Raw genomic sequence first — 21,883 nt, 5'->3', positions numbered from 1 at the left:
AGGCGGCCTGACAGCCGACCTTTATTTTTGTCGGAGTACATATCCATTCCTGCGGTAACGGCCACTTAGGGTTTGTGATCGTTCCCACGCTCTGCGTGGGAATGCATCCTGTGACGCTCCGCGTCACCATATCGCCTGGCTCACGTCATGCGTCGTCGGCGGAACGCGGAGCGTCCCTGGCGGCATTCCCACGCAGAGCGTGGGAGCGATCACGTGTTCACTTGAAATCAGGTCGGCTGCCAGGCCGCTTTCGTGACCGGTGGTCGATACACCTCGGCCTGCCGTTCAATTTGCGCTTAGCTGTAGGGATAACCCCAAGGCGCGCGTAGGTTCCTGATCGCCACAGCGGCGCCAACTTCAGAACACCGTGAGTCTGAGGACCTTCGCAATGCTGACCTTGAACATCAATGGCAAGGACCAGGAGCTGGATGTCCCTGCAGACATGCCGCTGCTCTGGGTCCTGCGCGATGTCGCGCACCTGACCGGCACCAAGTTCGGCTGCGGCATGGCCCAGTGCGGCGCCTGTACCGTGCACATCGACGGCACGCCTTTGCGCTCCTGCATCACACCGGCCACCGCCGTGGCCCATGGGCAGAAAATCCTCACCATCGAAGGCCTGTCCACCGACGGCTCGCACCCGGTGCAACGAGCCTGGACCGAACTCGATGTGGTGCAATGCGGTTACTGCCAGTCCGGGCAGATCATGTCGGCGGCGGCCTTGCTGGCAAAAATCCCGCAACCGACCGACAGCGACATCGACCAGGCGTTGTCGGGCAATATCTGTCGTTGTGGTACCTACCCAAGAATTCGCGCCGCGGTCAAACGCGCCGCCCAGTTGGGTTTGGGTTGATGGCCATGAACAGCATCGATCCGCTGTCACGTCGTGGTTTTCTGAAGGGCAGTGCCGTACTGGGTGGCGGGCTGGTGGTGGCATTCGTCATCCCCGGGGCTCATCGTTTTGCCCAGGGCGCGGAAAACCAGGGCAACGTGTTCGCACCCAATGCCTTCCTGCGCATCGGCAACGACAACAGTGTCACGGTGTTGCTCGGCCATTCGGAAATGGGCCAGGGCATCTGGACCGGGTTGACCATGCTGATCGCCGAAGAGCTGGACGCCGACTGGTCGAAAATCCGCGTCGAGCACGCTCCGGCTTCGGCCGCCGATTACGGTCTGGCCGGGTTCGGCGGCATGCAGATCACCGGCGGCTCGACCTCGACCTGGATGGAATTCGACCGTTACCGCCAGGCCGGTGCGGCGGCGCGGCTGCTGCTGGTCGAGGCCGCGGCCAAGCGCTTCAACGTCGCGCCCTCCGGGATTCGCACCGAGTCAGGCGTGGTGATCGCCGGCGACCAGCACGCCACTTACGGTGAACTGGCCGATGACGCCGGCAAGCTGCCGGTGCCGGACCCCGCGACCATCAAGCTCAAGGAGGCCAAGGACTGGAAAATCATCGGCAAACCGACCAAGCGCCTGGATACGCCGGAGAAAATCACCGGGCGCGCCAAATTCGGCATGGACGTGCAGTTCGACGGCCTGATGACCGCGATGGTCGCGCGTTCGCCGGTGTTCGGTGGCAGCGTCAAATCCTTTGAAGGCGCCGACGCGCTGGCGATACCCGGTGTGCACAAAGTGGTGCAGGTGCCAACCGGCGTGGCGGTGATCGCCGATCACTACTGGGCGGCGAAACTGGGGCGTGATGCACTGCACGTCGAGTGGGACCTGGGGCCGAACGCAGGGCTCGACAGTGAGCAATTGCTCGAGGATTTTCGCAAGCTCGCGGCCACGCCCGGGCTGCCCGCCAGCCAGGCTGGCGATACCCAGGCAGCGTTGGCCAAAGCGACCAAGACGGTGGACGTTGAATACAGCGTGCCCTACCTGGCCCACGCGCCCATGGAGCCACTCAACTGCACCGTGAGCATCACCCAGGACAAATGCGAGATCTGGACCGGTACGCAATTCCAGACCCTGGACCAGATGATCGCCGGCAAAATCACCGGGCTCAAGCCTGAGCAGGTAGTGATCCATACCGAGTTCCTTGGCGGCGGATTTGGCCGGCGCGCCAACCCGACCTCGGACTTTGTCGCCGAAGCGGTCCAGGTCGCCAAGGCCGCGGGCGGGCCGGTGAAAACCGTGTGGGCGCGGGAGGATGATATCCGTGGCGGCTATTATCGCTCGGCGTTCCTGCATCAGGCGCGCGTCGGCCTGGGCGCGGATGGCCTGCCGCTGGCCTGGAAGCATGTGCTGGTCGGACAGTCGATCATGGCCGGCACCTCGCTCGAAGCCGCCATGGTCAAGAACGGCATCGACAAGACGTCGGTGGAGGGCGTGGCGGACAGTCCTTATCTGCAGGGGCTGGCCAATCATCAGGTTGACCTGCATTCGCCAAAAACCGGCATCAGCGTACTGTGGCTGCGTTCGGTGGGGCATACCCACACCGCCTTCGTCATGGAATCGCTTATCGATGAACTGGCCGCCGCGACCAGCAAGGACCCGGTGGAGTATCGACGGGCCTTGCTCAAGGCGCATCCACGGCATCTCGGCGTATTGAACCTGGCGGTGGAGAAAGCCAACTGGAAGGCGCCGCTGCCCGACGGCCATGCCTTGGGCGTGGCGGTGCATGAGTCATTTGGCAGCTACGTGGCCCAGGTCGCCGAAGTCTCCCAGGACAACCTGGCGATTCGTGTGCACCGGGTGGTGTGTGCGGTGGACTGCGGGATTGCGGTCAATCCGAAGAGCATCGCGGCGCAAATGGAGTCGTGCATCGCCTTCGGCCTGGGCTTCACCTTGCACAGCAAACTGACGATCAAGGACGGCAGGGTGGTGCAGTCCAACTACCACGATTACCAGGTGCTGCGGCTCAACGAGATGCCGGTGGTCGAAGTGCATATCCTGCCCAGCACGGAAAAACCCGGTGGCATCGGCGAGGCGGGTGTGCCGCCCACGGCGCCGGCAGTGGCCAACGCGGTGTACGCCCTGACCGGGCAACGCTTGCGTGAGCTGCCGTTGCAACTGTCGGGGGTGTGAGATGAAAAGACACCATTGGTTGCTCGGCTCGGTGCTGCTGATTTGCCTGTTTATCTATGCAACGGAGCTGTTCGCCGATGACAAGGAGGCCGTGAAGGCCTTCGACACGGTTCGCCAGGTGTTCCAGAGCCCCCGTTGCCAGAACTGCCACATTCCTGGCGATTCGCCCTTGCAGTTCGACGCGGGAACGCCCCATGCGATGAACGTCGTGCGCGGCATGGACGGCAAGGGCGCGGCGGGTTTGCCTTGCGCCAGTTGCCATGCCGAAGCCAATCCTCCGGCCAGTTACGGTCCGAATGCGCCACCCGGTGCACCGCATTGGAGCTTGCCGCCAGCGGCGCACAAAATGGCCTGGATCGGCCTGCCGCCCGACCAGCTGTGCAGCATGATCAAGGACCGCGCGAGCAACGGTGACCGCGATTTCGCGGCGCTGATCAAGCACGTCAACGAAGACAAACTGGTGCTTTGGGGCTGGAATCCTGGCGGTGATCGTGCGCCAGTGCCGGTGCCGCACGATATTTTTGTCACGCAGTTCAAGCGCTGGGCGGACGCCGGCGGGCCGTGTCCGGTAGTGGGTAGCTGACCAACGGCGAGTCGACATGGAGTCAAACCCGATATTGAGGACTCTAAACAACATACCCACCCATGGAGTATGTGATGCTGATCTCAGGCAAACCGCACAAATCTTGTGAACGTGCAGGGACGCCACAGCAGGAGCGTGAGCTACTGCGCGATCTGGCCCGCAAGGCTGAGCAAGAGCTGATCGGGGTGCAGATGGCGAGCATGGATGAGTTGACGCTGCTGCCCAACCGGCACGGTTTCCTCGCCCTGGCTCAATCGGGCCTGGACGCCTGCCAGCAACTGGGCCGGCCGGCGACGCTGCTGTTCTTCAACCTCGACGAGTTCAAGCGCATCAACTACCTGTTTGGTCGCACCGAAGGTGACAAGGCGCTGAAAATCTTTGCCGATGTACTGCGCATCGGTTTTCGTGAGAGCGACGTGATCGGGCGGCTGGAGGGTTCCACGTTCGTGGCCTTGCTCACCGGCTCTGCAGGCGTGGATATCGCGGCGATCAAGGCGCGGCTTGAAGAAATGCTCGATGAGCGCAAGGCCACGGCGCATCGCGGGTATGAGATTCGTTTCAGTATCGGGCAGATCGAGCATGACCCGGCGGTTCATGGTTCGGTTGAAGAGCTGCTGGTTGAGGCTGAAAAAGCGTTGGGCCGTTAGTTCAGCGTTGTTTTTACGGGCCTCTTCGCGAGCAGGCTCGCTCCCACAATTGATAGCATTTCAACTCGGTCAAATGTGGGAGCGGGCTTGCTCGCGAAGGCGGCCTTGAAGGCAACGCCTTCCCTCATTTGGCAAACAACTGCCCAATATCCTTGAACGCCTTGAACTCCAGCGCATTTCCACACGGATCGAACAAAAACATCGTCGCCTGTTCACCCACCAATCCCTGAAAACGAATCCCCGGTTCAATCACAAAACGCGTCTCCAATGCCTTCAGCCGCTCGGCCAATGCCTCCCACTCCGCCATCCCCAGCACCACACCGAAATGCGGCACCGGCACGTCGTGGCCGTCGACGGCGTTGGTGTGGACGGCTTCCTGCGAGGCGTTTTTTGGCGCGAGGTGGATCACCAGTTGATGGCCGAAGAAATTGAAATCGACCCAATGGTCGCTGGAGCGGCCTTCTTCAAGGCCGAACACGCTGCCATAGAAGTGCCGCGCAGCAGCCAGGTCATACACCGGAATGGCCAAGTGAAAAGGGGAGAGCTGCATCTGGCGTGCCTCGATTTGCGTGAGATGATGCCCAGTGTAGACCTGTACTTTCCGATTGAAAGATATTCGGCGGGCGAGTGTCTGACCCCATTTGCTTACTAAACAAAAAACCTGCGGGAGCGGGCTTGCCCGCGATAACGGGCCAAAATTCACAATGGATGTCGATTGATACACCGCTGTCGCGAGCAAGCAGGGATCAGCAACGTACGCGAAATTGCAGGCATGAAAAAACCGCCAAAAAAGGCGGTTTTTCAATGGAACCGAAGATCACCACAGAAAGGCGCCGGCGTGCCGACTTCTTCGAGGGTGACGTTGCGATGCAGCGGGGTTTGCGCTTCGTTGGTGGCCAGCATCTTACGCAAGTTCTTGAAGACGAAAGCGGCGAGGGTGCGAAGGGCCTGCCGATATGCACTTCACGCGAGTACCGTCCACGTCCTGTTTTTGGCGTTGAATGAATTGTCACTTATTGCAAGGTGAGTTGTGCGCTCATGTCTGCTAAATATAAAAAATACTAAAGCAGAATTGAATTTCATGAGGGTTGTATTTTGAATAATGCTATTTCCGACTTCTATTTCAAACGACCAGAAAAGCGCCTGCAGGATATTGATCATTTAATTGGTTACATGGAGCAACTCATAAACGGTACTTTGCGTGTCCATGGTTATTCTTCATCGGCGGCAACACATTTATTTTACCCTCCGCCCACCCATTCTGCACTGGGCAATGTCTGCGCCGAGGCGTTTGCGGTTCTGAAAAAACTTGACGCAGACGAAGAATTTCAACAGTACTTGCAAGACAAGAAAAACGGAATTATCCGCCCCAGCGAAACGGATTGGTTCTGGCATCATGTGATCGTACCTTTGTTGAGTAGTCCCAAGGTAGAGACGCCTTTGCCGGCTCTGGTACTTTCCATTGGTAACGTAAAGTTACTGCTTGATGATATTCCTGTTTATTGGCAGCACGATATTGCAGTTCTCCTGGACGTCCATCGCATCATTGGCGATGGCATCCGAAGCGACGGTACGATTCGGCTCGAACTTGTCTTGAAATATTACTTGATTACCCCATCGTCGCCGCAGACGGCCGTTCAATGGACGGCCGCGCTGGATCGTCTGAAGGAGCTTCGCGCCGCCTTCATACTGGGGCACGACGGTCAATTCAGTGATCTTGATCCGGTCATGGATGAATACGACGATAAGTGCATACTCGAGGTTGTTTATCAAGTTCGAGCGGAGCATGCAACGTCGCTGATCAATCACTTGGCCCAGCATTTTTTTACAGTCGAGTTGGAGCAACAAGTTACCCATACACCGACGGTTGTTCTTGAACAATTGGTGAATTCGGAAAACAGCCTTGCCCTGGGCCGCAGGCTCGTCAAGGCACTGGACTGGCATGGCAGCAAAGAAGGAGAAACCTGCCCGCAACCGGTATTGGCGAAACTGGTGTGGCGTGCACTTTGGTTGAGCATCGCGGCACCACCGACTCGGCCGGAATGTTTATATTCACACTATGATATCGAGCAGTTCACCGGCCAGGGGGTTAACTATTCTTTCATACGCAATGACATCGTAAAGGACTTGATGAGTCGCCTGGACACTTTCGAGCCTGTCGCGCGTCTGGTGATGCGCGTCATCGAAGCGAATACCTCTTCCGAGCTTTGGGTCCGTGATATTCCGGATGATTTGATCTATACCGGCTCCAGCGCGTGGGTCAATTTCAGGAGCGGGTTTCTGCTGGCGGAGGCGATGGCTTGCGGTTCGTCAAAACACATGACTTTTGAGCAGTTGCTCAACCTGCCAGCCGAACATCATCGTGCCGCTTCACCTGAACACCAATCGCTGGTTGCTACATCCAGACTGGCTCCGGCAGTGCAATGGGCCGTCAGCAATGGGGTGCTGGCGATAAAGCATGAAGGTTACTCGGTCGATGAAATCGAGCGAGCCGTAACGGTTCTGGAAGAGCATGAGCGCGAAATGACCGAGGCGGTCCAGGACTTGGTCCTGAACCTGCCCAGCCGTTGGCGTTTCGCTTCGGATGAGGCGTTTGCAGAGGCGTTCCACTTGTCCCTCGATGCGCCGAAGGCTGCCTACAGAACCCTGATCAATGGGCTTCTCACGCAACTTCCGTCATTCTATCGACACAGCATCGCCAATGGTGAAGTCAGGGTGTACTCCTTGAGAGAACCTCTTCCCCAAACGCAAATTCAACACGAAACCAAAAGCAACACAGATGCGGTCCGGGGGCGGGCAGGGTTCATCATCGAGACTGTTTTCCGCAACCACAAATACTACATGGAAGTGTTTCCCAGGGCTGGCGTGGCCCGTGCTCGCGAAGACATCCGTGACTTGCTCATTGGTGGCTTGTCAGAGGTGCGGTCAACCGGCAGCAGTTCCCGCCCTGGCAGAGCAACGTTCAGGCTCGGTACCGAACTGGGGTTCGACTGGTCGGCCTATAAGGAAGGAAGCAAACCCTCAGAGGGTCGCTTATTGATCGCCGAGCAGGTCGGCCGAACGCTATCCCCCATCGTAGCCGCTCCTCGCGAAGAATCCTTTGACGCCAACCTGCTCAATTCCCGGCGCAGTGAGGACCTGGCAGAAATGGTCACGAGGGGGCTGTTCTTCTGTGACGAACAGGCACTCCTGGAGCAAACCAGAAAAGACACTCGAGAATCGGACCTCGTGCAAACGTTGCTGGAGGAGGGCTCTTTCTGGGGGAAAATGGTGGTGCCTGTCTGGGGGGCGATAGACGACCTGTCATCGGGCGATCCACAGGGCATTGAACGAGGTGGCCTGGCCCTGTTTACCGATATCGTATCGTTCGGTGCGCCAGTCGGAAGATACGTCTCCGGTTTAGCTCGGCTGGCGGTCCAGGGCGGGAAAGTCGGTATTCGTGTTGCCCTGCCTCGATTCACTGTACTGACCAAACAATTGGCGATCTCGACACTAAAGGAACTCAATCCGCTGGCCGGCCCGCTGACATTGCTCAAGCTGGGAGGTACCGTCTCGCTCAAATTAGCGGGTGCAGGCGCGAGGCAAATCAATAGAGGCATCACTCAACTCAGCAAATTATCGATGAACATCATTTCCCCCGGCGTTCATCATCTGATCTCGGTGAATCCAGCAACCTGGAAACCGCTGCGTACGGGTGACCTGCTGAGCAAAGTTGACGGTATCGATAATGTCCCGATGCGCAACACCGGCAGCCCGGCGTCCGACGATTTCCGCCTGATCGATCCATCCACCCAACACATTTTCGGACCGAGCTACCGGGCGCCGAGAACAGCCATCAGCAACCTGGTCCACCGTCATTATGCGGCGCCAGCAGTATGCATAGCGGGGCTCACGCCTAATGCCAAAGGGATTTACCGAAGCGTCGATGCTCAGCGGCACTACATCTGCAACATAGATGAAGGCGGAAATATCGCGGTCTATCAAATCCGCAATGATTTCGATCTCAATGCCGATGTGGTCTCTGTCAATATCGTCAATTACAAAACCAACCGGCAAACAGAGTTGCGGGTAGGGTCAGCGGACGCTGGTCAGTGGCAGAAGATCGGGTTGAGTGGAGGAGCGCCTGATGACTATGACTTGATCACCCACAACCACCTGGTGAAATGGCAGAAGTTGAATAATTCGCTCGAAGAGTCGGCCGTGCGCGAATTCGCCTCAAGATACCGACTCGATCCCCAGGAATTCAGACAGTATGCGCAGTTGAGTCTTGGACTCACCAGTGAAGGGCAACAAATGCTCCAAAGGGCAAGGAACGTTCAGACCGCAGTGACTGAAAAGCATTTGAGGCACTGGCAAGCTCAATCTCAACGGGGACGTGATCGATTGACACAAGAGGGTTTTGCCAACCGACACAACCTCAATCTTGCATCATTCATGGAACACATCGACCAATATGGCAAGCTTAAAGCCGCTGGAAAGGTGCTGGTGAAACACGCTAAGGGTGAGGAGTTTACCAATATCACCTATGAACATCTGGACGCTTGGCAGGCGCTATATAAGTCACGAGACAATAAGCTGACTGCCGTTGATTTTGCTGAGCAAAACAATCTGAATCCAATGCGTTGGGAAACTTACGTGGGCGAAACAGGTGATCTTACAAAATCTGGAAAAGAGCTCCTTATCTTTGGTGAGCCCACGCCCAGGCCACCCTTCGCACGCAAAAGTCGGGGCACTAAACGTCCGGCAGAAGAGAGTGCGCCCGCAAGTAGCAAGCGCCCCCGACCAGATCTTGAGGATGGGCCTCACCTGGGTCATGACATAGACAATTCGTTGCCGATTCTGCAGGACCCGAACAATGTTAAAGAGAGCCTCACACTAAGAGCTGAAGGGCCTGGTGGACTAAAAGGGCGCCCAGCAACGGCTGATGAAATTGTGGTGACCTACTGGAATCAGCTACTCGATAACGTGACGCCCGCGGCCACAAAGTCGAAATTGCACGAAAAAATCACCCGGGACGTTCAAGACTGGATTCGAAACGATAATAACCTCGCACCAAGGTTTGATCAGCTCATGGAAACTAAAGTGCTGACGAATGGGCCCGCGCGTGGTCGATCGGTCGTTGCGAAGCGTGACATTAAAAGATTCGAAGTGCTGGGCCCCTATTCCGGGAAGTTGCATTTTGGAAGTAAAACCCTGCTGGAGGAGATTGCAGAAAAAGGCCATAAACCTGTGAACAGTTACGCCTTTAGCTCGTTTTCAAATGACGGAACGATCAGCGCTCATGGCAGCGGTAATATTTTAAGTTTGGTCAATAGTCCTAACGCGCCAGGCAGGCCATCGTTGGGCGCTGAAAACGTGGCATCCATTAGCGTTGGAAGATACATGACGTTTTTTGTGGCCTGGCAAGACATCAAGAAGGGGGATGAACTCCTTCTCGATTATGGAGACGCTTACGATTGGACTTGAACGACACTCAAGCATTTGGTGTTTTCAAGGTTGAGCAATTCCATAAAAACCCGCCAGCTGGCGGGTTTTTATGGGATTGCTCTACGAGATTGCCCATGGCAATGGTGTTGAAGCCACTGTGCGCGTACAAGATTTTTCGATCGCGTTATGGGTCCCTACCTATCAGTTCTGATAGTTGTCCTTCTTGGCATTGCAGTCAACACTCAGGCTCCCAGCACTTGTAAAACAGGAGCTCCCATGGATTCGTCACTGCCAATCCTGCTCAGCCATTATCGCTACGACCCACTGGATCGCGTGACCAGTCACGACCAGCCAAATGCCCCTGTGCACCAGCGCTTTTACTGCAAAAGTCGCTTGGCGACCGAGATACAGGGAGCGGCCCGTTGTTCCATCATTCAGCAGGGTGGTCTGTTGCTTGCGGAGCAACATCGAAATGGCGATGGATTGGATGTCGCTCTGCTGACCACCGATCAACAACGTTCGGTGCTGCATGTATTCAAAAGCAGCGCCTCGCAACAGCCAGTGACTTATTCACCTTACGGCCACCGCCGAAATGAAAATGGCTTGACCAGTCTGCTGGGATTCAACGGTGAGCGCCCGGACCCGGTGACCGGGCATTATTTACTGGGTAATGGCTATCGGGCGTTTAATCCGGTGTTGATGCGGTTTAACAGTCCGGACAGTTGGAGTCCCTTTGGCAAGGGGGGGATGAATGCGTATGCGTATTGTCAGGGGAATCCAGTGATGCGGACGGATCCGAGTGGGCACTTGGTTATCGTGGCAAGCAAAGCGCTGGAAATGTTACCTTCAAATTTGCCCAGCAACTTCTTTGGGTATTTTGTCGGGAAAAGAGCGCCGCTTCTCGAGCTCAATAATGGCGGTACGCTTTCAGGGGCAGCTATGCATGCTGGCGGAGAGCTATTAGGGCCAGGTCTCTATACAACGTTAAATGTTGAGGTCGCAGACGCTTTCTTGAGACGTGCCGGCCCCGATGCACAAATTTTCGGCGTCCACCATACCGGTAGCCCTCAAGTGCTTGAATATGGCCTGGGTCTTCGTCCCGATGCAGACTTGCGAACAATTGCGCAATCCGGAGCGACCCATCGTATCCCGAATACGCAGTTTGACAATCTCATACTTACAGAGTATCTGCCGCCCAGATCAGTAAGTGCTGCCGAAGTCGCATCCATTCCCCCCCCCTGCACCGGCTAGAGCACAATCCGCTCCGCGGCCGGGCCGTGCTTTAGTGCAATCTAATAGGACTGTTGATCAAGTCGCCACTCAATTTGGCTTATTGGGTGTAGGCGCCATTGGAATGAGCACGAGACCGGTTGCTAAAGCTATGGCAGTGAGGAAAATGATGTAAAAAACCCGCCTGAAAAGGCGGGTTTTTTAATGGCTAACCGAAGATCACTCTTCGATGTTGCCCATGGCCGTGGTGTTGAAACCACCGTCCACGTACATGATTTCACCGCTGATGCCCGACGCCAGGTCCGAGCACAGGAAGGCGCCGGCGTTGCCGACTTCTTCGATGGTGACGTTGCGACGCAGCGGGGTTTGCGCTTCGTTGGCGGCCAGCATCTTGCGGAAGTTCTTGATGCCGGAAGCGGCGAGAGTGCGGATCGGGCCTGCCGATACGCAGTTCACGCGGGTACCGTCCGGGCCCAGGGAGCCGGCCAGGTAACGTACGCCAGCTTCCAGGGAAGCCTTGGCCATACCCATTACGTTGTAGTTAGGCATGGTGCGCTCGGCGCCCAGGTACGACAGGGTCAGCAGGCTGCCGTTGCGGCCTTTCATCATTTCGCGGCCGGCCTTGGCCAGGGCCACGAAGCTGTAGGCGCTGATGTCGTGAGCGATGCGGAAACCTTCACGGGTGGTGGCTTCGGTGAAGTCGCCGTCCAGTTGGTCGCCCGGGGCGAAGCCCACGGAGTGCACGATGCAGTCCAGGCCGTCCCACTTCTTGCTCAGTTCTTCGAAGACCTTGGCGATTTCGGCATCGCTGGCCACGTCGCACGGGAAGCACAGCTCAGGGCTCGAACCCCAGCCTTGTGCGAACTCTTCGACACGACCCTTGAGTTTGTCGTTCTGATAAGTGAAGGCAAGCTCAGCGCCCTCGCGATGCATGGCGGCAGCGATGCCGGATGCGATGGACAGCTTGCTGGCGACACCGACGATCAGTACGCGCTTACCGGCGAGAAAACCCATGTGTTGCTCCTCTTTTCAGGTTATTGCGCAGTGGCTGGTGCCAAAAAGGCGGCTTCCAGCAACTGCTGTGTATACGGATGTTGGGGGGCGGCAAAAATGCTTTGCGCGTCTCCCTGTTCGACCACTTGGCCCTGCTTGACCACCATCAGCTGGTGGCTCAGCGCCTTGACGACAGCCAGGTCATGGCTGATGAACAGATACGTCAGGTTGTACTTGCTTTGCAATGATCGTAAAAGCTCGACCACTTGGCGTTGCACGGTGCGGTCGAGGGCCGAAGTCGGCTCGTCCAGCAGAATCAACGCCGGTTTTAGCACTAAAGCCCGGGCAATGGCGATTCTCTGCCGTTGCCCGCCGGAAAATTCGTGGGGGTAGCGGTGCCGGGTTTCCGGGTCCAGACCTACCTCCTTGAGTGCCGCAATGATCGCTTGTTCCTGTTCGGCCTCGCTGCCCATCTTGTGGATCCGCAGGCCTTCGCCGACGATCTGGCTCACGCACATACGCGGGCTCAGGCTGCCGAAGGGGTCCTGGAACACCACCTGCATCTCCCGCCGCAGCGGCCGCACCTGTTGCTGCGTCAGGCTGTCGAGCTGCTTGCCTTCAAAACGGATGCCGCCTTTACTGCCGATCAAGCGCAGGATTGCCAGGCCCAGTGTCGACTTGCCGGAACCGCTTTCACCCACGATCCCCAGGGTCTGGCCCTGGGGCAGGCTGAAATTGATGCCATCGACCGCCTTGACGTAATCCACGGTCTTTTTCAGCAGGCCTTTCTTGATCGGGAACCAGACTTTCAGGTCCTCGACCGCAAGCAATGGCGGGCCGATAACATTGGTCGCAGGCTTTCCGCTGGGCTCCGCTGCCAGCAGTTCCCGAGTGTACGGATGCTGCGGCGCGCGGAACAATTCTTCGCACGATGCCTGTTCGACGATGCAACCGCGCTGCATGACACATACGCGATGCGCAATTCTTCGCACAAGGTTCAAATCGTGACTGATCAGTAGCAGCGCCATGCCCAATCGGGCCTGCAATTGCTTGAGCAATTCGAGGATTTTCAGTTGTACGGTCACGTCCAGGGCGGTGGTTGGCTCGTCGGCAATCAACAGTTCCGGCTCGTTCGCCAGGGCCATGGCGATCATCACGCGCTGGCGCTGGCCGCCGGACAATTCGTGGGGCAGAGCCTTGAGGCGTTTTTCCGGCTCCGGGATGCCGACCATTTCCAGCAGTTCCAGGGTGCGTTTGGTCGCGACTTTGCCGATCAGGCCCTTGTGGGTGCGCAACACCTCGTTGATTTGTTTCTCAATCGAGTGCAGCGGGTTGAGCGAGGTCATCGGTTCCTGGAAGATCATCGCGATCCGGTTGCCGCGGATGTGGCGGATGGTTTTCTCTTTCAGGTCCAGCAGGTTCTGCCCGGAATACACGATGGTCCCCGACGGGTGCCGGGCGAGCGGGTAGGGCAGCAGGCGCAGGATCGAATGCGCCGTCACCGATTTGCCGGAGCCGCTTTCACCCACCAGCGCCAGGGTTTCGCCGCGCTTGATGTCGAAGCTGACACCTTCGACCACCCGTTGGCAGCGCTCGCCAACGACAAATTCGACGGCCAGGTCGCGCACTTCGATCAGATTGTGCTGATTCATTTCACTTCCTCGGGTCGAAGGCATCGCGAGCGGACTCGCCGATGAACACCAGCAAACTCAACATCAACGCCAGCACGGCAAACGCGCTCATGCCCAGCCAGGGCGCTTGCAGGTTGGATTTGCCCTGGGCTACCAGCTCACCCAGTGACGGACTGCCGGCCGGCAAGCCGAAGCCGAGGAAGTCCAGGGCGGTCAGGGTGCCGATGGCGCCGGTCAGGATGAACGGCATGAAGGTCATGGTCGAGACCATGGCGTTGGGCAGGATATGACGGAACATGATCGCGCCATTCTGCATGCCCAATGCCCGCGCTGCACGCACGTATTCAAGGTTGCGCCCACGCAGGAACTCGGCGCGCACCACGTCCACCAGGCTCATCCAGGAAAACAGCAGCATGATCCCCAGCAGCCACCAGAAGTTCGGCTGGACGAAGCTGGCGAGGATGATCAGCAGATACAGCACCGGCAACCCGGACCAGATCTCCAGGAAACGTTGCCCGGCCAAGTCCACCCAGCCGCCATAGAAACCCTGCAGCGCACCGGCGATCACACCGATGAGCGAGCTGAGCAACGTCAGCGTCAGGGCAAACAACACGGAAATGCGGAAGCCGTAGATCACCCGCGCCAGCACATCGCGGCCCTGGTCATCGGTGCCCAGCAGGTTATCGGTCGACGGAGGCGCGGGGGCCGGGACCTTCAGGTCGTAGTTGATGCTCTGGTAGCTGTAGGGAATCGGCGCCCACAACACCCAGGCGTCCTTGGCCTTGAGCAGTTCGCGGATGTATGGGCTCTTGTAGTTGGCTTCCAGCGGGAATTCCCCGCCGAAGGTGGTTTCCGGGTAGCGCTTGAGGGCCGGGAAGTACCAGCCGTTGTCGTAGTGCACCACCAGCGGCTTGTCGTTGGCGATCAACTCGGCGCCGAGACTGGCGCCGAACAGGATCAGGAACAGCCACATCGACCACCAGCCGCGTTTGTTGGCCTTGAACAGTTCGAAACGTCGTCGATTGAGAGGGGACAGGTTCATCTCAATGCTCCCGGCTTTCGAAGTCGATGCGCGGATCGACGAAGGTGTAGGTGAGGTCGCCGATCAGCTTCACCACCAGCCCCAGCAGGGTGAAGATGAACAGGGTGCCGAAGACCACCGGGTAGTCGCGGTTGATCGCCGCTTCGAAACTCATCAGGCCCAGGCCGTCGAGGGAGAAGATCACCTCCACCAGCAACGAGCCGGTGAAGAAGATGCCGATGAACGCCGAAGGGAAGCCGGCGATCACCAGCAGCATGGCGTTGCGAAACACATGGCCGTACAGAACCTTGTGATTGGTCAGGCCCTTGGCCTTGGCGGTAACCACGTACTGCTTGTTGATTTCATCGAGGAAGCTGTTCTTGGTCAGCAGGGTCATGGTCGCGAAGTTGCCGATCACCAGTGCGGTCACCGGAAGTGCCAGGTGCCAGAAGTAGTCGAGGATCTTGCCGCCCATGCTCAGTTCGTCGAAGTTGTTCGAGGTCAGCCCACGCAACGGGAACCAGTCCAGGTAACTGCCGCCGGCAAACACCACGATCAGCAGGATGGCGAACAGGAACGCCGGGATCGCATAGCCGACGATGATCGCCGAACTGGTCCAGACGTCGAAGTGGCTGCCGTGCCGCGTGGCCTTGGCGATCCCCAGCGGGATCGACACCAGGTACATGATCAGGGTGCTCCACAGCCCGAGGGAGATCGACACCGGCATCTTTTCCTTGATCAGGTCGATGACCTTGGCATCGCGGAAGAAACTGTCGCCGAAATCCAGGGAGGCATAGTTCTTGACCATGATCCACAAGCGTTCCGGCGCCGATTTGTCGAAGCCGTACATGTGCTCGATTTCCTTGATCAAGGCCGGGTCCAGGCCCTGTGCGCCGCGATAGGCCGAGCCTGCCACCGACACCTCGGCACCGCCGCCGGCGATGCGGCTGGTGGCCCCTTCGAAGCCCTCGAGCTTGGCGATCATCTGTTCCACGGGGCCACCGGGGGCCGCCTGGATGATCACGAAGTTGATCAGCAGGATGCCGAACAGTGTCGGGATGATCAGCAGCAGTCGCCGAAAAATATACGCCAGCATCTGATTACTCCGTGCCCGCAGGGTCGGCTTGCAATTTGGTTTCGATCTCTATGGCCGGTTTCGCATCGGGCTTGATCCACCAGGTGTTGATACCGATGTCGTATTTAGGCGAGACCTTGGGGTGGCCGATGTGGTTCCAGTACGCCACGCGCCAGGTCTTGATGTGCCAGTTGGGGATCACGTAATAACCCCATTGCAGCACGCGGTCCAGTGCGCGGGCGTGGGCCACCAGGCTTTTGCGTGAATCGGCGTTGATCAGTTGTTCGACCAACTGGTCCACCACCGGGTCTTTCAGGCCCATGGAATTGCGGCTGCCGGGTTTGTCGGCGGCCGCGGTCATCCAGAATTCGCGCTGTTCGTTGCCCGGCGAGTTGGACTGCGGGAAGCTGCCGACGATCATGTCGAAGTCCCGCGAGCGCACGCGGTTGACGTATTGCGAAACGTCGACCCGGCGGATCACCAGTTCGATCCCGAGGTCGCTCAGGTTACGCTTGAACGGCAGCAGCACCCGTTCGAATTCGGTCTGGGCCAGCAGGAATTCGATGCTCACCGGTTTTCCGGTGGCGTCGACCATCTTGTCGTCGACGATGCGCCAGCCGGCCTCTTGCAGCAGTTGGTAGGCCTTGCGTTGCTGGGTGCGGATCATGCCGCTGGCATCGGTCACGGGATTCTGGAACGCCTCGCTGAACACCTGCTCGGGAAGCTTGCCGCGGAACGGATCGAGGATCGCCAGCTGATCGGCGTCCGGTAAACCGGTGGCGGCCATTTCCGAGTTCTCGAAATAGCTGCGGGTCCTTGCGTAGGCGCCGTTGAACAACTGCTTGTTGGTCCATTCGAAGTCCAGCAGCAGGGTCAGGGCCTGGCGCACACGCACGTCCTGGAACAGCGGGCGGCGCAGATTGAACACGAAGCCTTGCATGCCGGTGGGGTTGCCGTTGGGGATCTGTTCCTTGATCAGCCGGCCTTCGGTCACCGCCGGGATATTGTAGGCGTTGGCCCAGTTCTTTGCGGTCATCTCCAGCCAGTAATCGAACTGCCCGGCCTTCAGGCCTTCCAGCGCCACCGTGTTGTCGCGGTAGTAATCGGTGGTCATCACGTCGAAGTTGTAGAAGCCGCGGTTGATCGGCAGGTCCTTGCCCCAGTAATCCTTGACCCGTTCATAGCGCACCGAGCGCCCGGCCTTCACTTCGGTGACCTTGTACGGGCCGCTGCCCAGCGGGACTTCCAGGTTGCCCTTGTTGAAGTCGCGGCTCGCCCACCAGTGCTTGGGCAGCACCGGCAACTGGCCGAGGATCAACGGCAATTCGCGGTTGTTGCTGTGCTTGAACTTGAACAGCACGGTCAGCGGATCTTCGGCGACCACGTCTTCGACGTCGCTGTAGTAACCACGAAACATCGGTGCGCCATCCTTGACCAGGGTCTGGAAGCTGAACACCACGTCTTCGGCGCGCACCGGATGACCATCATGGAATCGCGCTTCGGGTCGCAAGTAGAAACGCACCCAGTCGTTGTTCGGGGCTTTTTCGATCTTGCCGGCGATCAGGCCATATTCCGTGAAAGGCTCATCGAGGCTCTGTCGCGCCAGGGTGTCGTAGATCAGGTCGATGTCGTTGGCCGCGACGCCCTTGCTGATGAACGGGTTGAGGCTGTCAAAACCGCCGAAGCCGGCCTGGCGGAATTTTCCGCCCTTGGGGGCGTCCGGGTCGACGTAATCGAAATGCTTGAAGTCGGCCGGGTATTTCGGCGGTTCGTTGTACAGGGTCAGGGCATGTTGCGGGGCGGCGAAGGCCCATCCTGCGAACAACAGGGCGAGCAGGCCACTTGCAGATTTCATCGATCTTTCTCCGAAGATTTCAGCCACCACGCGCTCAGGCCCAGGGTGTAGGGCGGCGTCGTGACGAAGGCGAACCGGTTGCGGTAGGCCAGGCGGTGATAATTAAGGTACCAGTTGGGAATGATGTAGTGCTGCCACAGCAACGTGCGGTCCAGTGCCTTGCCGGCGGCGATTTGTTCATCGCGGGTCTTGGCGGCGAGCAATTGTTCGAGCAGGTGGTCCACCACCGGGTTGGCAATGCCTGCGTAATTCTTGCTGCCCTTGACCGTGGCCTGGCTGGAATGAAAGTACTGCCATTGCTCGAGGCCCGGGCTGAGGGTCTGGTTGAGGGTCATCAGGATCATGTCGAAATCGAACTGATCGAGGCGCTGCTTGTACTGCGCGCGATCGACCGTGCGCAGCCTGGCGTCGATGCCGATGCTGGCCAGGTTCTCGACGTAGGGTTGCAGGATGCGCTCCAGGTTCGGGTTGACCAGCAGTATCTCCAGGCGCAGCGGTTGCCCGGCCGCGTTCTGCAAACGCTGGCCGTTGAGCTTCCAGCCGGCCTCGGCCAGCAGGGTCAGGGCCTTGCGCATTGTGTCCCGGGGGATTCCGCGGCCCTGGGTCTGTGGCAGGCTGAAAGGCTCGGTGAACAGCCTGGCTGGCAATTGCTCGCGATACGGCTTGAGCAACAGCCATTCATGGCCTACCGGCAGCCCGCTGGCGGAGAACTCGCTGTTGGGGTAGTAACTCATGGCGCGTTGGTAGGCGCCGCTGAACAACGTGCGGTTGGTCCACTCGAAGTCGAACATCAATCCTAGTGCTTCACGAACCTTTGACTCGGCGAACGTCGGGCGGCGGCTGTTCATGAACAGGCCCTGGGTCTGGGTCGGGATCTGGTGCGGGATCTGCGCCTTGATCACCTCGCCGCGCCGGATCGCCGGGAAGTTGTAGCCGGTGACCCAGTTCTTCGCCTGGTGCTCGATATAGATGTCGAATTCGCCAGCCTTGAACGCTTCGAACGCCACGTCACTGTCACGGTAGAACTCGACTTCCATGCGGTCGAAATTGTACTTGCCGCGATTGACCGGCAGGTCCTTGCCCCAATAGTCCTTGACTCGCTCGAACACGATCTGCCGCCCCGGCGTAACCGAAGTGATGCGATACGGTCCGCTGCCCAGTGGCGGCTCGAAGGTGGTCGCCTTGAAATCGCGACCTTTCCAGTAATGCTGCGGCAGCACCGGCAACTCCCCCAGACGCAGGATCAACAGGGGATTGCCAGCACGCTTGAACACGAATCGAATGCGCTGCGGGTTGAGGATGTCGACCCGCGACACTTCCTGCAGGTTGGTGCGGTATTGCGGATGGCCTTCCTTGAGCAGCAAACGGTAGGAGAATGCTACGTCATAGGCGGTGATCGGCGTGCCGTCGTGGAAGCGAGCTTGCGGGCGCAAGTTGAAGACGACCCAGCTGCGGTCCTCGCTGTATTCCACCGATTGGGCGATCAGGCCGTAACTGGAGGTCGGCTCGTCACCGAGCGGCGCGTATTGGCCGGTGCCGACCATCAGCGGCTCGTTGAGCTCGTTGATGCCGTACTGCAGGAAATTGGGGGTGGCAACGGGGCTTGTGCCCTTGAAGGTGTACGGGTTGAGCGTATCGAAGGTGCCAAATGCCATGACCCGCAACGTACCGCCCTTGGGCGCTTGCGGGTTGACCCAGTCGAAGTGGGTAAATCTGGCCGGGTACTTGAGCGTGCCGAACTGCGCATAACCATGGCTTTCGCTGATCGTCGCGCTTGCGGTGGAGCTCAAGGCCAGGCTGATCAGGAGCAGGAGGAGGGGACGCTTCAAGTCAGAGATCCGATCCAGGCGGCTTGGGCTTTGTGGATCGTACAGTAACAGCTTGTATGGACAGGAAAAAGAACGGTTTTTAGGAGCCGAGTTTGCTCGCGATGGCGGCGTCATATTCAACATGGATGTTGCCCGATACACCGCTATCGCGAGCAAGCTCAGCTCCTACAATGCGGCATAAAAAAGCCCCTGGAATCAGGGGCTCTTTTTTAATGCGGATTGGAGACCGTCAGCATCTGCCCCGGCTTGAGTGCCTGGCCGACACGAGGATTCCAGCGCTTGAGGTGTTGCATTTCAACATTGAAGCGCTTGGCTACCATGTATAGCGAATCGCCCCGTTGCACCTTGTACTTGGATTGCGACTTCTCGGCGTTGGTCCTGGACTTGGCCGCGACCACGGTGTTGATGCGCCCCGAGTTACGTTTGCCGGTGTCTTGCATGACCAGGGTCTGGCCGGCCTTGAGATTCCTGCCGCTCAACTTGTTCCAGCGTTGCAGGTCCTTGACGTCGACATTGTTGGCCTTGGCAATGGAGCCCAGGTTGTCGCCGCGCTTGACCCGATAGCTACGCTTGACGCCCGCCAGCTGTGTATCGTCAGACCCTTCGAAAACCGGTTTGAGCTGCTTCTTGCTGATCAACTCTTCCGGACGCATGGTCTGCAGGCTGGTGGTCAGCAGTTGGGCCTTGGACGTCGGCACCAGCAAGTGCTGCGGGCCGTCGATGGTGGTGCGTTGCTTGAAGGCGGGGTTGAGCTGGAACAGCTCGTCTTCGTCGATATTGGCCACCGCGGCGACCTTGGACAGGTCCATGCGCTGGTTGATCTCGACGACCTGGAAATACGGTTCGTTGGCGATCGGGTTGAGGTTCACGCCATAAGCATCCGGCGCCATCACCACTTGCGAGAGTGCCAGCAACTTCGGCACGTAGGCCTGGGTCTCGGCGGGCAGCGGCAGGTTCCAGTAGTCGGTTGGCAGGCCGAGTCGCTCGTTGCGTTCGATGGCGCGGCTGACCGTGCCTTCACCGGCGTTGTAGGCGGCCAGGGCCAGCAGCCAGTCACCGTTGAACATGTCGTGCAGGCGGGTCAGGTAGTCCATGGCCGCCGTGGTCGAGGCGGTGATGTCGCGACGGCCATCATAGAAACGGGTCTGGCGCAGGTTGAAGTAACGCCCGGTGGAGGGAATGAATTGCCACAAGCCCACCGCGTTGGCGCGGGAATAGGCCATCGGGTTGTAGGCGCTTTCAATCACTGGCAGCAGTGCCAGTTCCAGCGGCATGTTGCGTTCTTCAAGGCGCTCGACGATGTAGTGGATGTACAGGCTGCCACGGTCGCCGGCGTTTTCGAGGAAGGATGGATTGCTGGCGAACCACAGTCGTTGTTGCTCGATGCGCGGGTTGACACCCAGGCCGTCCTGCAGCTGGAAGCCCTGGCGCATGCGCTCCCAGACATCCTGCGGGATCTGCGGGCTGGGCTTTTCGGTGAGGAAGACGGGTTTCTGTTTGGCGCGCGCGGCAATATTCGGTGCGTGTGCCGCATCGGTCTGCGGCACATGACTGGAACAGCCCGCCAATGTCGCGGACACAGCCACCGCTATGGCTTGCGCCAGGCGGGTCAGTGCGTCCGAATTGATGGCTTTGCGTATAGATGACGACATTGGCTGGAAGTAAGTTCCGGGCAAAAATGTCGGGCGATTCTAGAAAGCACGCCCTCTGCGGTCAACCTTTCAGAGTTTTTGGACCATGGTGCAAAGTGCTCAAAACGTATCTTTCCACGCTCTCAGCGCAGCAAAAACCATATCGGGCGCGGAGTTATCGGTGCCGGTCCGTTCATCCGCTTTTTCTTTAACGGATGTTTCGCCGGTACGTAAAAACGGATTCGTACGTTTTTCCAGGGCCACCGTCGATGGCAGGGTGATGGCCCCGGCTTCTCGCTGACGGGTCACGCTGGCCAGGCGTTCGAGGGTATCGGCGTTGCCGGGTTCGACCGCGGCAGCGAAGCGCAGGTTGCTCAGGGTGTACTCATGGGTGCAGTACACCCGGGTGTCTTCGGGAAGCGCGGCGAGGCGCGACAGCGAGGTGTGCATTTGCTTGGGCGTGCCTTCGAACAGGCGCCCGCAACCCGCCGCAAAGAGGGTGTCGCCACAGAACAGCAAGCCGGTGTGATAATAGGCAATGTGGCCCAGGGTATGCCCGGGCACGGCAATGATCTCGAAGTCATGGCCCAGCACATGGATGCGATCGTTATCCTTGAGCGCGATGTCCCGCTTGGGGATGCTTTCGCTGGCAGGACCGTAGACGGTTGCGTCCGTCGCTTTCTTGAGCTGCTCGACGCCGCCGACATGGTCATGGTGATGGTGAGTGATCAGAATATCACTCAAGACCCAGCCCGGATTGGCCGTGAGCCAGGCATTTACCGGCGCGGCATCGCCCGGATCGACCACCGCACAGCGCCGGGTGTCGGGGTCTTGTAACAACCAGATGTAGTTGTCGGTGAAGGCGGGCAGGGCAGTGATCTGTATCATCGTCGGATTCGCCAAGCGGAAAACAATGGCGCATCTTAGAACTTCCTGG

The 21,883-nt window shown here is 58.6% G+C and carries 15 protein-coding genes and 1 pseudogene; 6 read left to right on the top strand and 10 right to left on the bottom strand.

What is annotated here, in order from left to right; genetic code table 11:
• The first annotated feature begins 388 nt into the window (after window positions 1–388).
• The 4 genes from HFK74_RS00525 (at window position 389) to HFK74_RS00510 (ending at window position 4,254) form a co-directional block, all read left to right on the top strand.
• Window positions 389–850 (top strand): (2Fe-2S)-binding protein, encoded by a 462-nt coding sequence (locus HFK74_RS00525; protein ID WP_180201917.1) that lies wholly within the window; start codon window positions 389–391, stop codon window positions 848–850.
• 5 nt (window positions 851–855) lie between these two features.
• Window positions 856–3,024: a xanthine dehydrogenase family protein molybdopterin-binding subunit gene (locus HFK74_RS00520; RefSeq protein WP_180201916.1), complete on the top strand. Its 2,169-nt coding sequence runs from the start codon at window positions 856–858 to the stop codon at window positions 3,022–3,024.
• A 1-nt stretch (window position 3,025) separates the two neighbouring features.
• Window positions 3,026–3,607, top strand: coding sequence for a hypothetical protein (locus HFK74_RS00515; RefSeq protein ID WP_180201915.1), 582 nt, complete (start codon window positions 3,026–3,028; stop codon window positions 3,605–3,607).
• 74 nt (window positions 3,608–3,681) lie between these two features.
• A complete protein-coding gene (locus HFK74_RS00510; protein ID WP_180201914.1) occupies window positions 3,682–4,254 on the top strand; it encodes a GGDEF domain-containing protein in 573 nt (190 codons plus the stop codon).
• Window positions 4,255–4,378: 124 nt separating this feature from the next.
• On the opposite strand, the gene HFK74_RS00505 is transcribed toward HFK74_RS00510, so the two are convergent.
• Both HFK74_RS00505 and HFK74_RS00500 read right to left on the bottom strand, forming a co-directional pair.
• On the bottom strand, window positions 4,379–4,804 hold the full coding sequence (locus HFK74_RS00505) for a VOC family protein (RefSeq protein ID WP_180201979.1): 426 nt from the start codon (window positions 4,802–4,804) through the stop codon (window positions 4,379–4,381).
• 290 nt (window positions 4,805–5,094) lie between these two features.
• Window positions 5,095–5,233, bottom strand: a pseudogene (locus HFK74_RS00500) (SDR family oxidoreductase); the annotation flags it as partial.
• Window positions 5,234–5,349: 116 nt separating this feature from the next.
• On the opposite strand from HFK74_RS00500, the gene HFK74_RS00495 reads away from it, so the two are divergent.
• Complete coding sequence (locus tag HFK74_RS00495; RefSeq protein ID WP_180201913.1) at window positions 5,350–9,720, top strand: SET domain-containing protein-lysine N-methyltransferase; 4,371 nt, start codon at window positions 5,350–5,352, stop codon at window positions 9,718–9,720.
• Window positions 9,721–9,957: 237 nt separating this feature from the next.
• Entirely contained in the window at window positions 9,958–10,932 is a 975-nt protein-coding gene (locus HFK74_RS00490; protein WP_180201912.1) for an RHS repeat-associated core domain-containing protein, read from the top strand.
• Window positions 10,933–11,130: 198 nt separating this feature from the next.
• On the opposite strand, the gene fabI is transcribed toward HFK74_RS00490, so the two are convergent.
• From fabI to gloB, 8 genes are all read right to left on the bottom strand, one after another.
• On the bottom strand, window positions 11,131–11,925 hold the full coding sequence (gene fabI, locus HFK74_RS00485; protein WP_007937760.1) for an enoyl-ACP reductase FabI: 795 nt from the start codon (window positions 11,923–11,925) through the stop codon (window positions 11,131–11,133).
• A gap of 20 nt (window positions 11,926–11,945) precedes the next feature.
• Window positions 11,946–13,556, bottom strand: coding sequence for an ABC transporter ATP-binding protein (locus HFK74_RS00480; RefSeq protein WP_180201911.1), 1,611 nt, complete (start codon window positions 13,554–13,556; stop codon window positions 11,946–11,948).
• Between the two features lies 1 nt (window position 13,557).
• Window positions 13,558–14,577 carry an ABC transporter permease gene (locus tag HFK74_RS00475; RefSeq protein WP_180201910.1) on the bottom strand — a complete coding sequence of 340 codons (1,020 nt, stop codon included), beginning with the start codon at window positions 14,575–14,577 and terminating at the stop codon, window positions 13,558–13,560.
• Window position 14,578: 1 nt separating this feature from the next.
• Entirely contained in the window at window positions 14,579–15,652 is a 1,074-nt protein-coding gene (locus HFK74_RS00470; protein ID WP_180201909.1) for a microcin C ABC transporter permease YejB, read from the bottom strand.
• Between the two features lie 4 nt (window positions 15,653–15,656).
• Entirely contained in the window at window positions 15,657–17,486 is a 1,830-nt protein-coding gene (locus tag HFK74_RS00465) for an extracellular solute-binding protein (protein ID WP_180201908.1), read from the bottom strand.
• Window positions 17,483–19,315: an extracellular solute-binding protein gene (locus HFK74_RS00460; RefSeq protein ID WP_180201907.1), complete on the bottom strand. Its 1,833-nt coding sequence runs from the start codon at window positions 19,313–19,315 to the stop codon at window positions 17,483–17,485. Before HFK74_RS00460 ends, HFK74_RS00465 begins: the two co-directional genes overlap by 4 nt.
• A gap of 209 nt (window positions 19,316–19,524) precedes the next feature.
• Window positions 19,525–20,967 (bottom strand): transglycosylase SLT domain-containing protein, encoded by a 1,443-nt coding sequence (locus HFK74_RS00455; RefSeq protein ID WP_180201906.1) that lies wholly within the window; start codon window positions 20,965–20,967, stop codon window positions 19,525–19,527.
• 99 nt (window positions 20,968–21,066) lie between these two features.
• The gene (gene gloB / locus HFK74_RS00450; protein WP_180201905.1) at window positions 21,067–21,834 is read right to left on the bottom strand and encodes a hydroxyacylglutathione hydrolase; all 768 of its coding nucleotides are present in this window, start codon (window positions 21,832–21,834) and stop codon (window positions 21,067–21,069) included.
• Window positions 21,835–21,883: the final 49 nt, after the last annotated feature.

Origin of the sequence: Pseudomonas sp. SbOxS1, from assembly GCF_013416725.1 — a bacterium.
Lineage (GTDB): Bacteria > Pseudomonadota > Gammaproteobacteria > Pseudomonadales > Pseudomonadaceae > Aquipseudomonas.
Note: the sequence above shows the minus strand (reverse complement) of the source record. Positions and strands in the feature narration are given on the sequence as shown.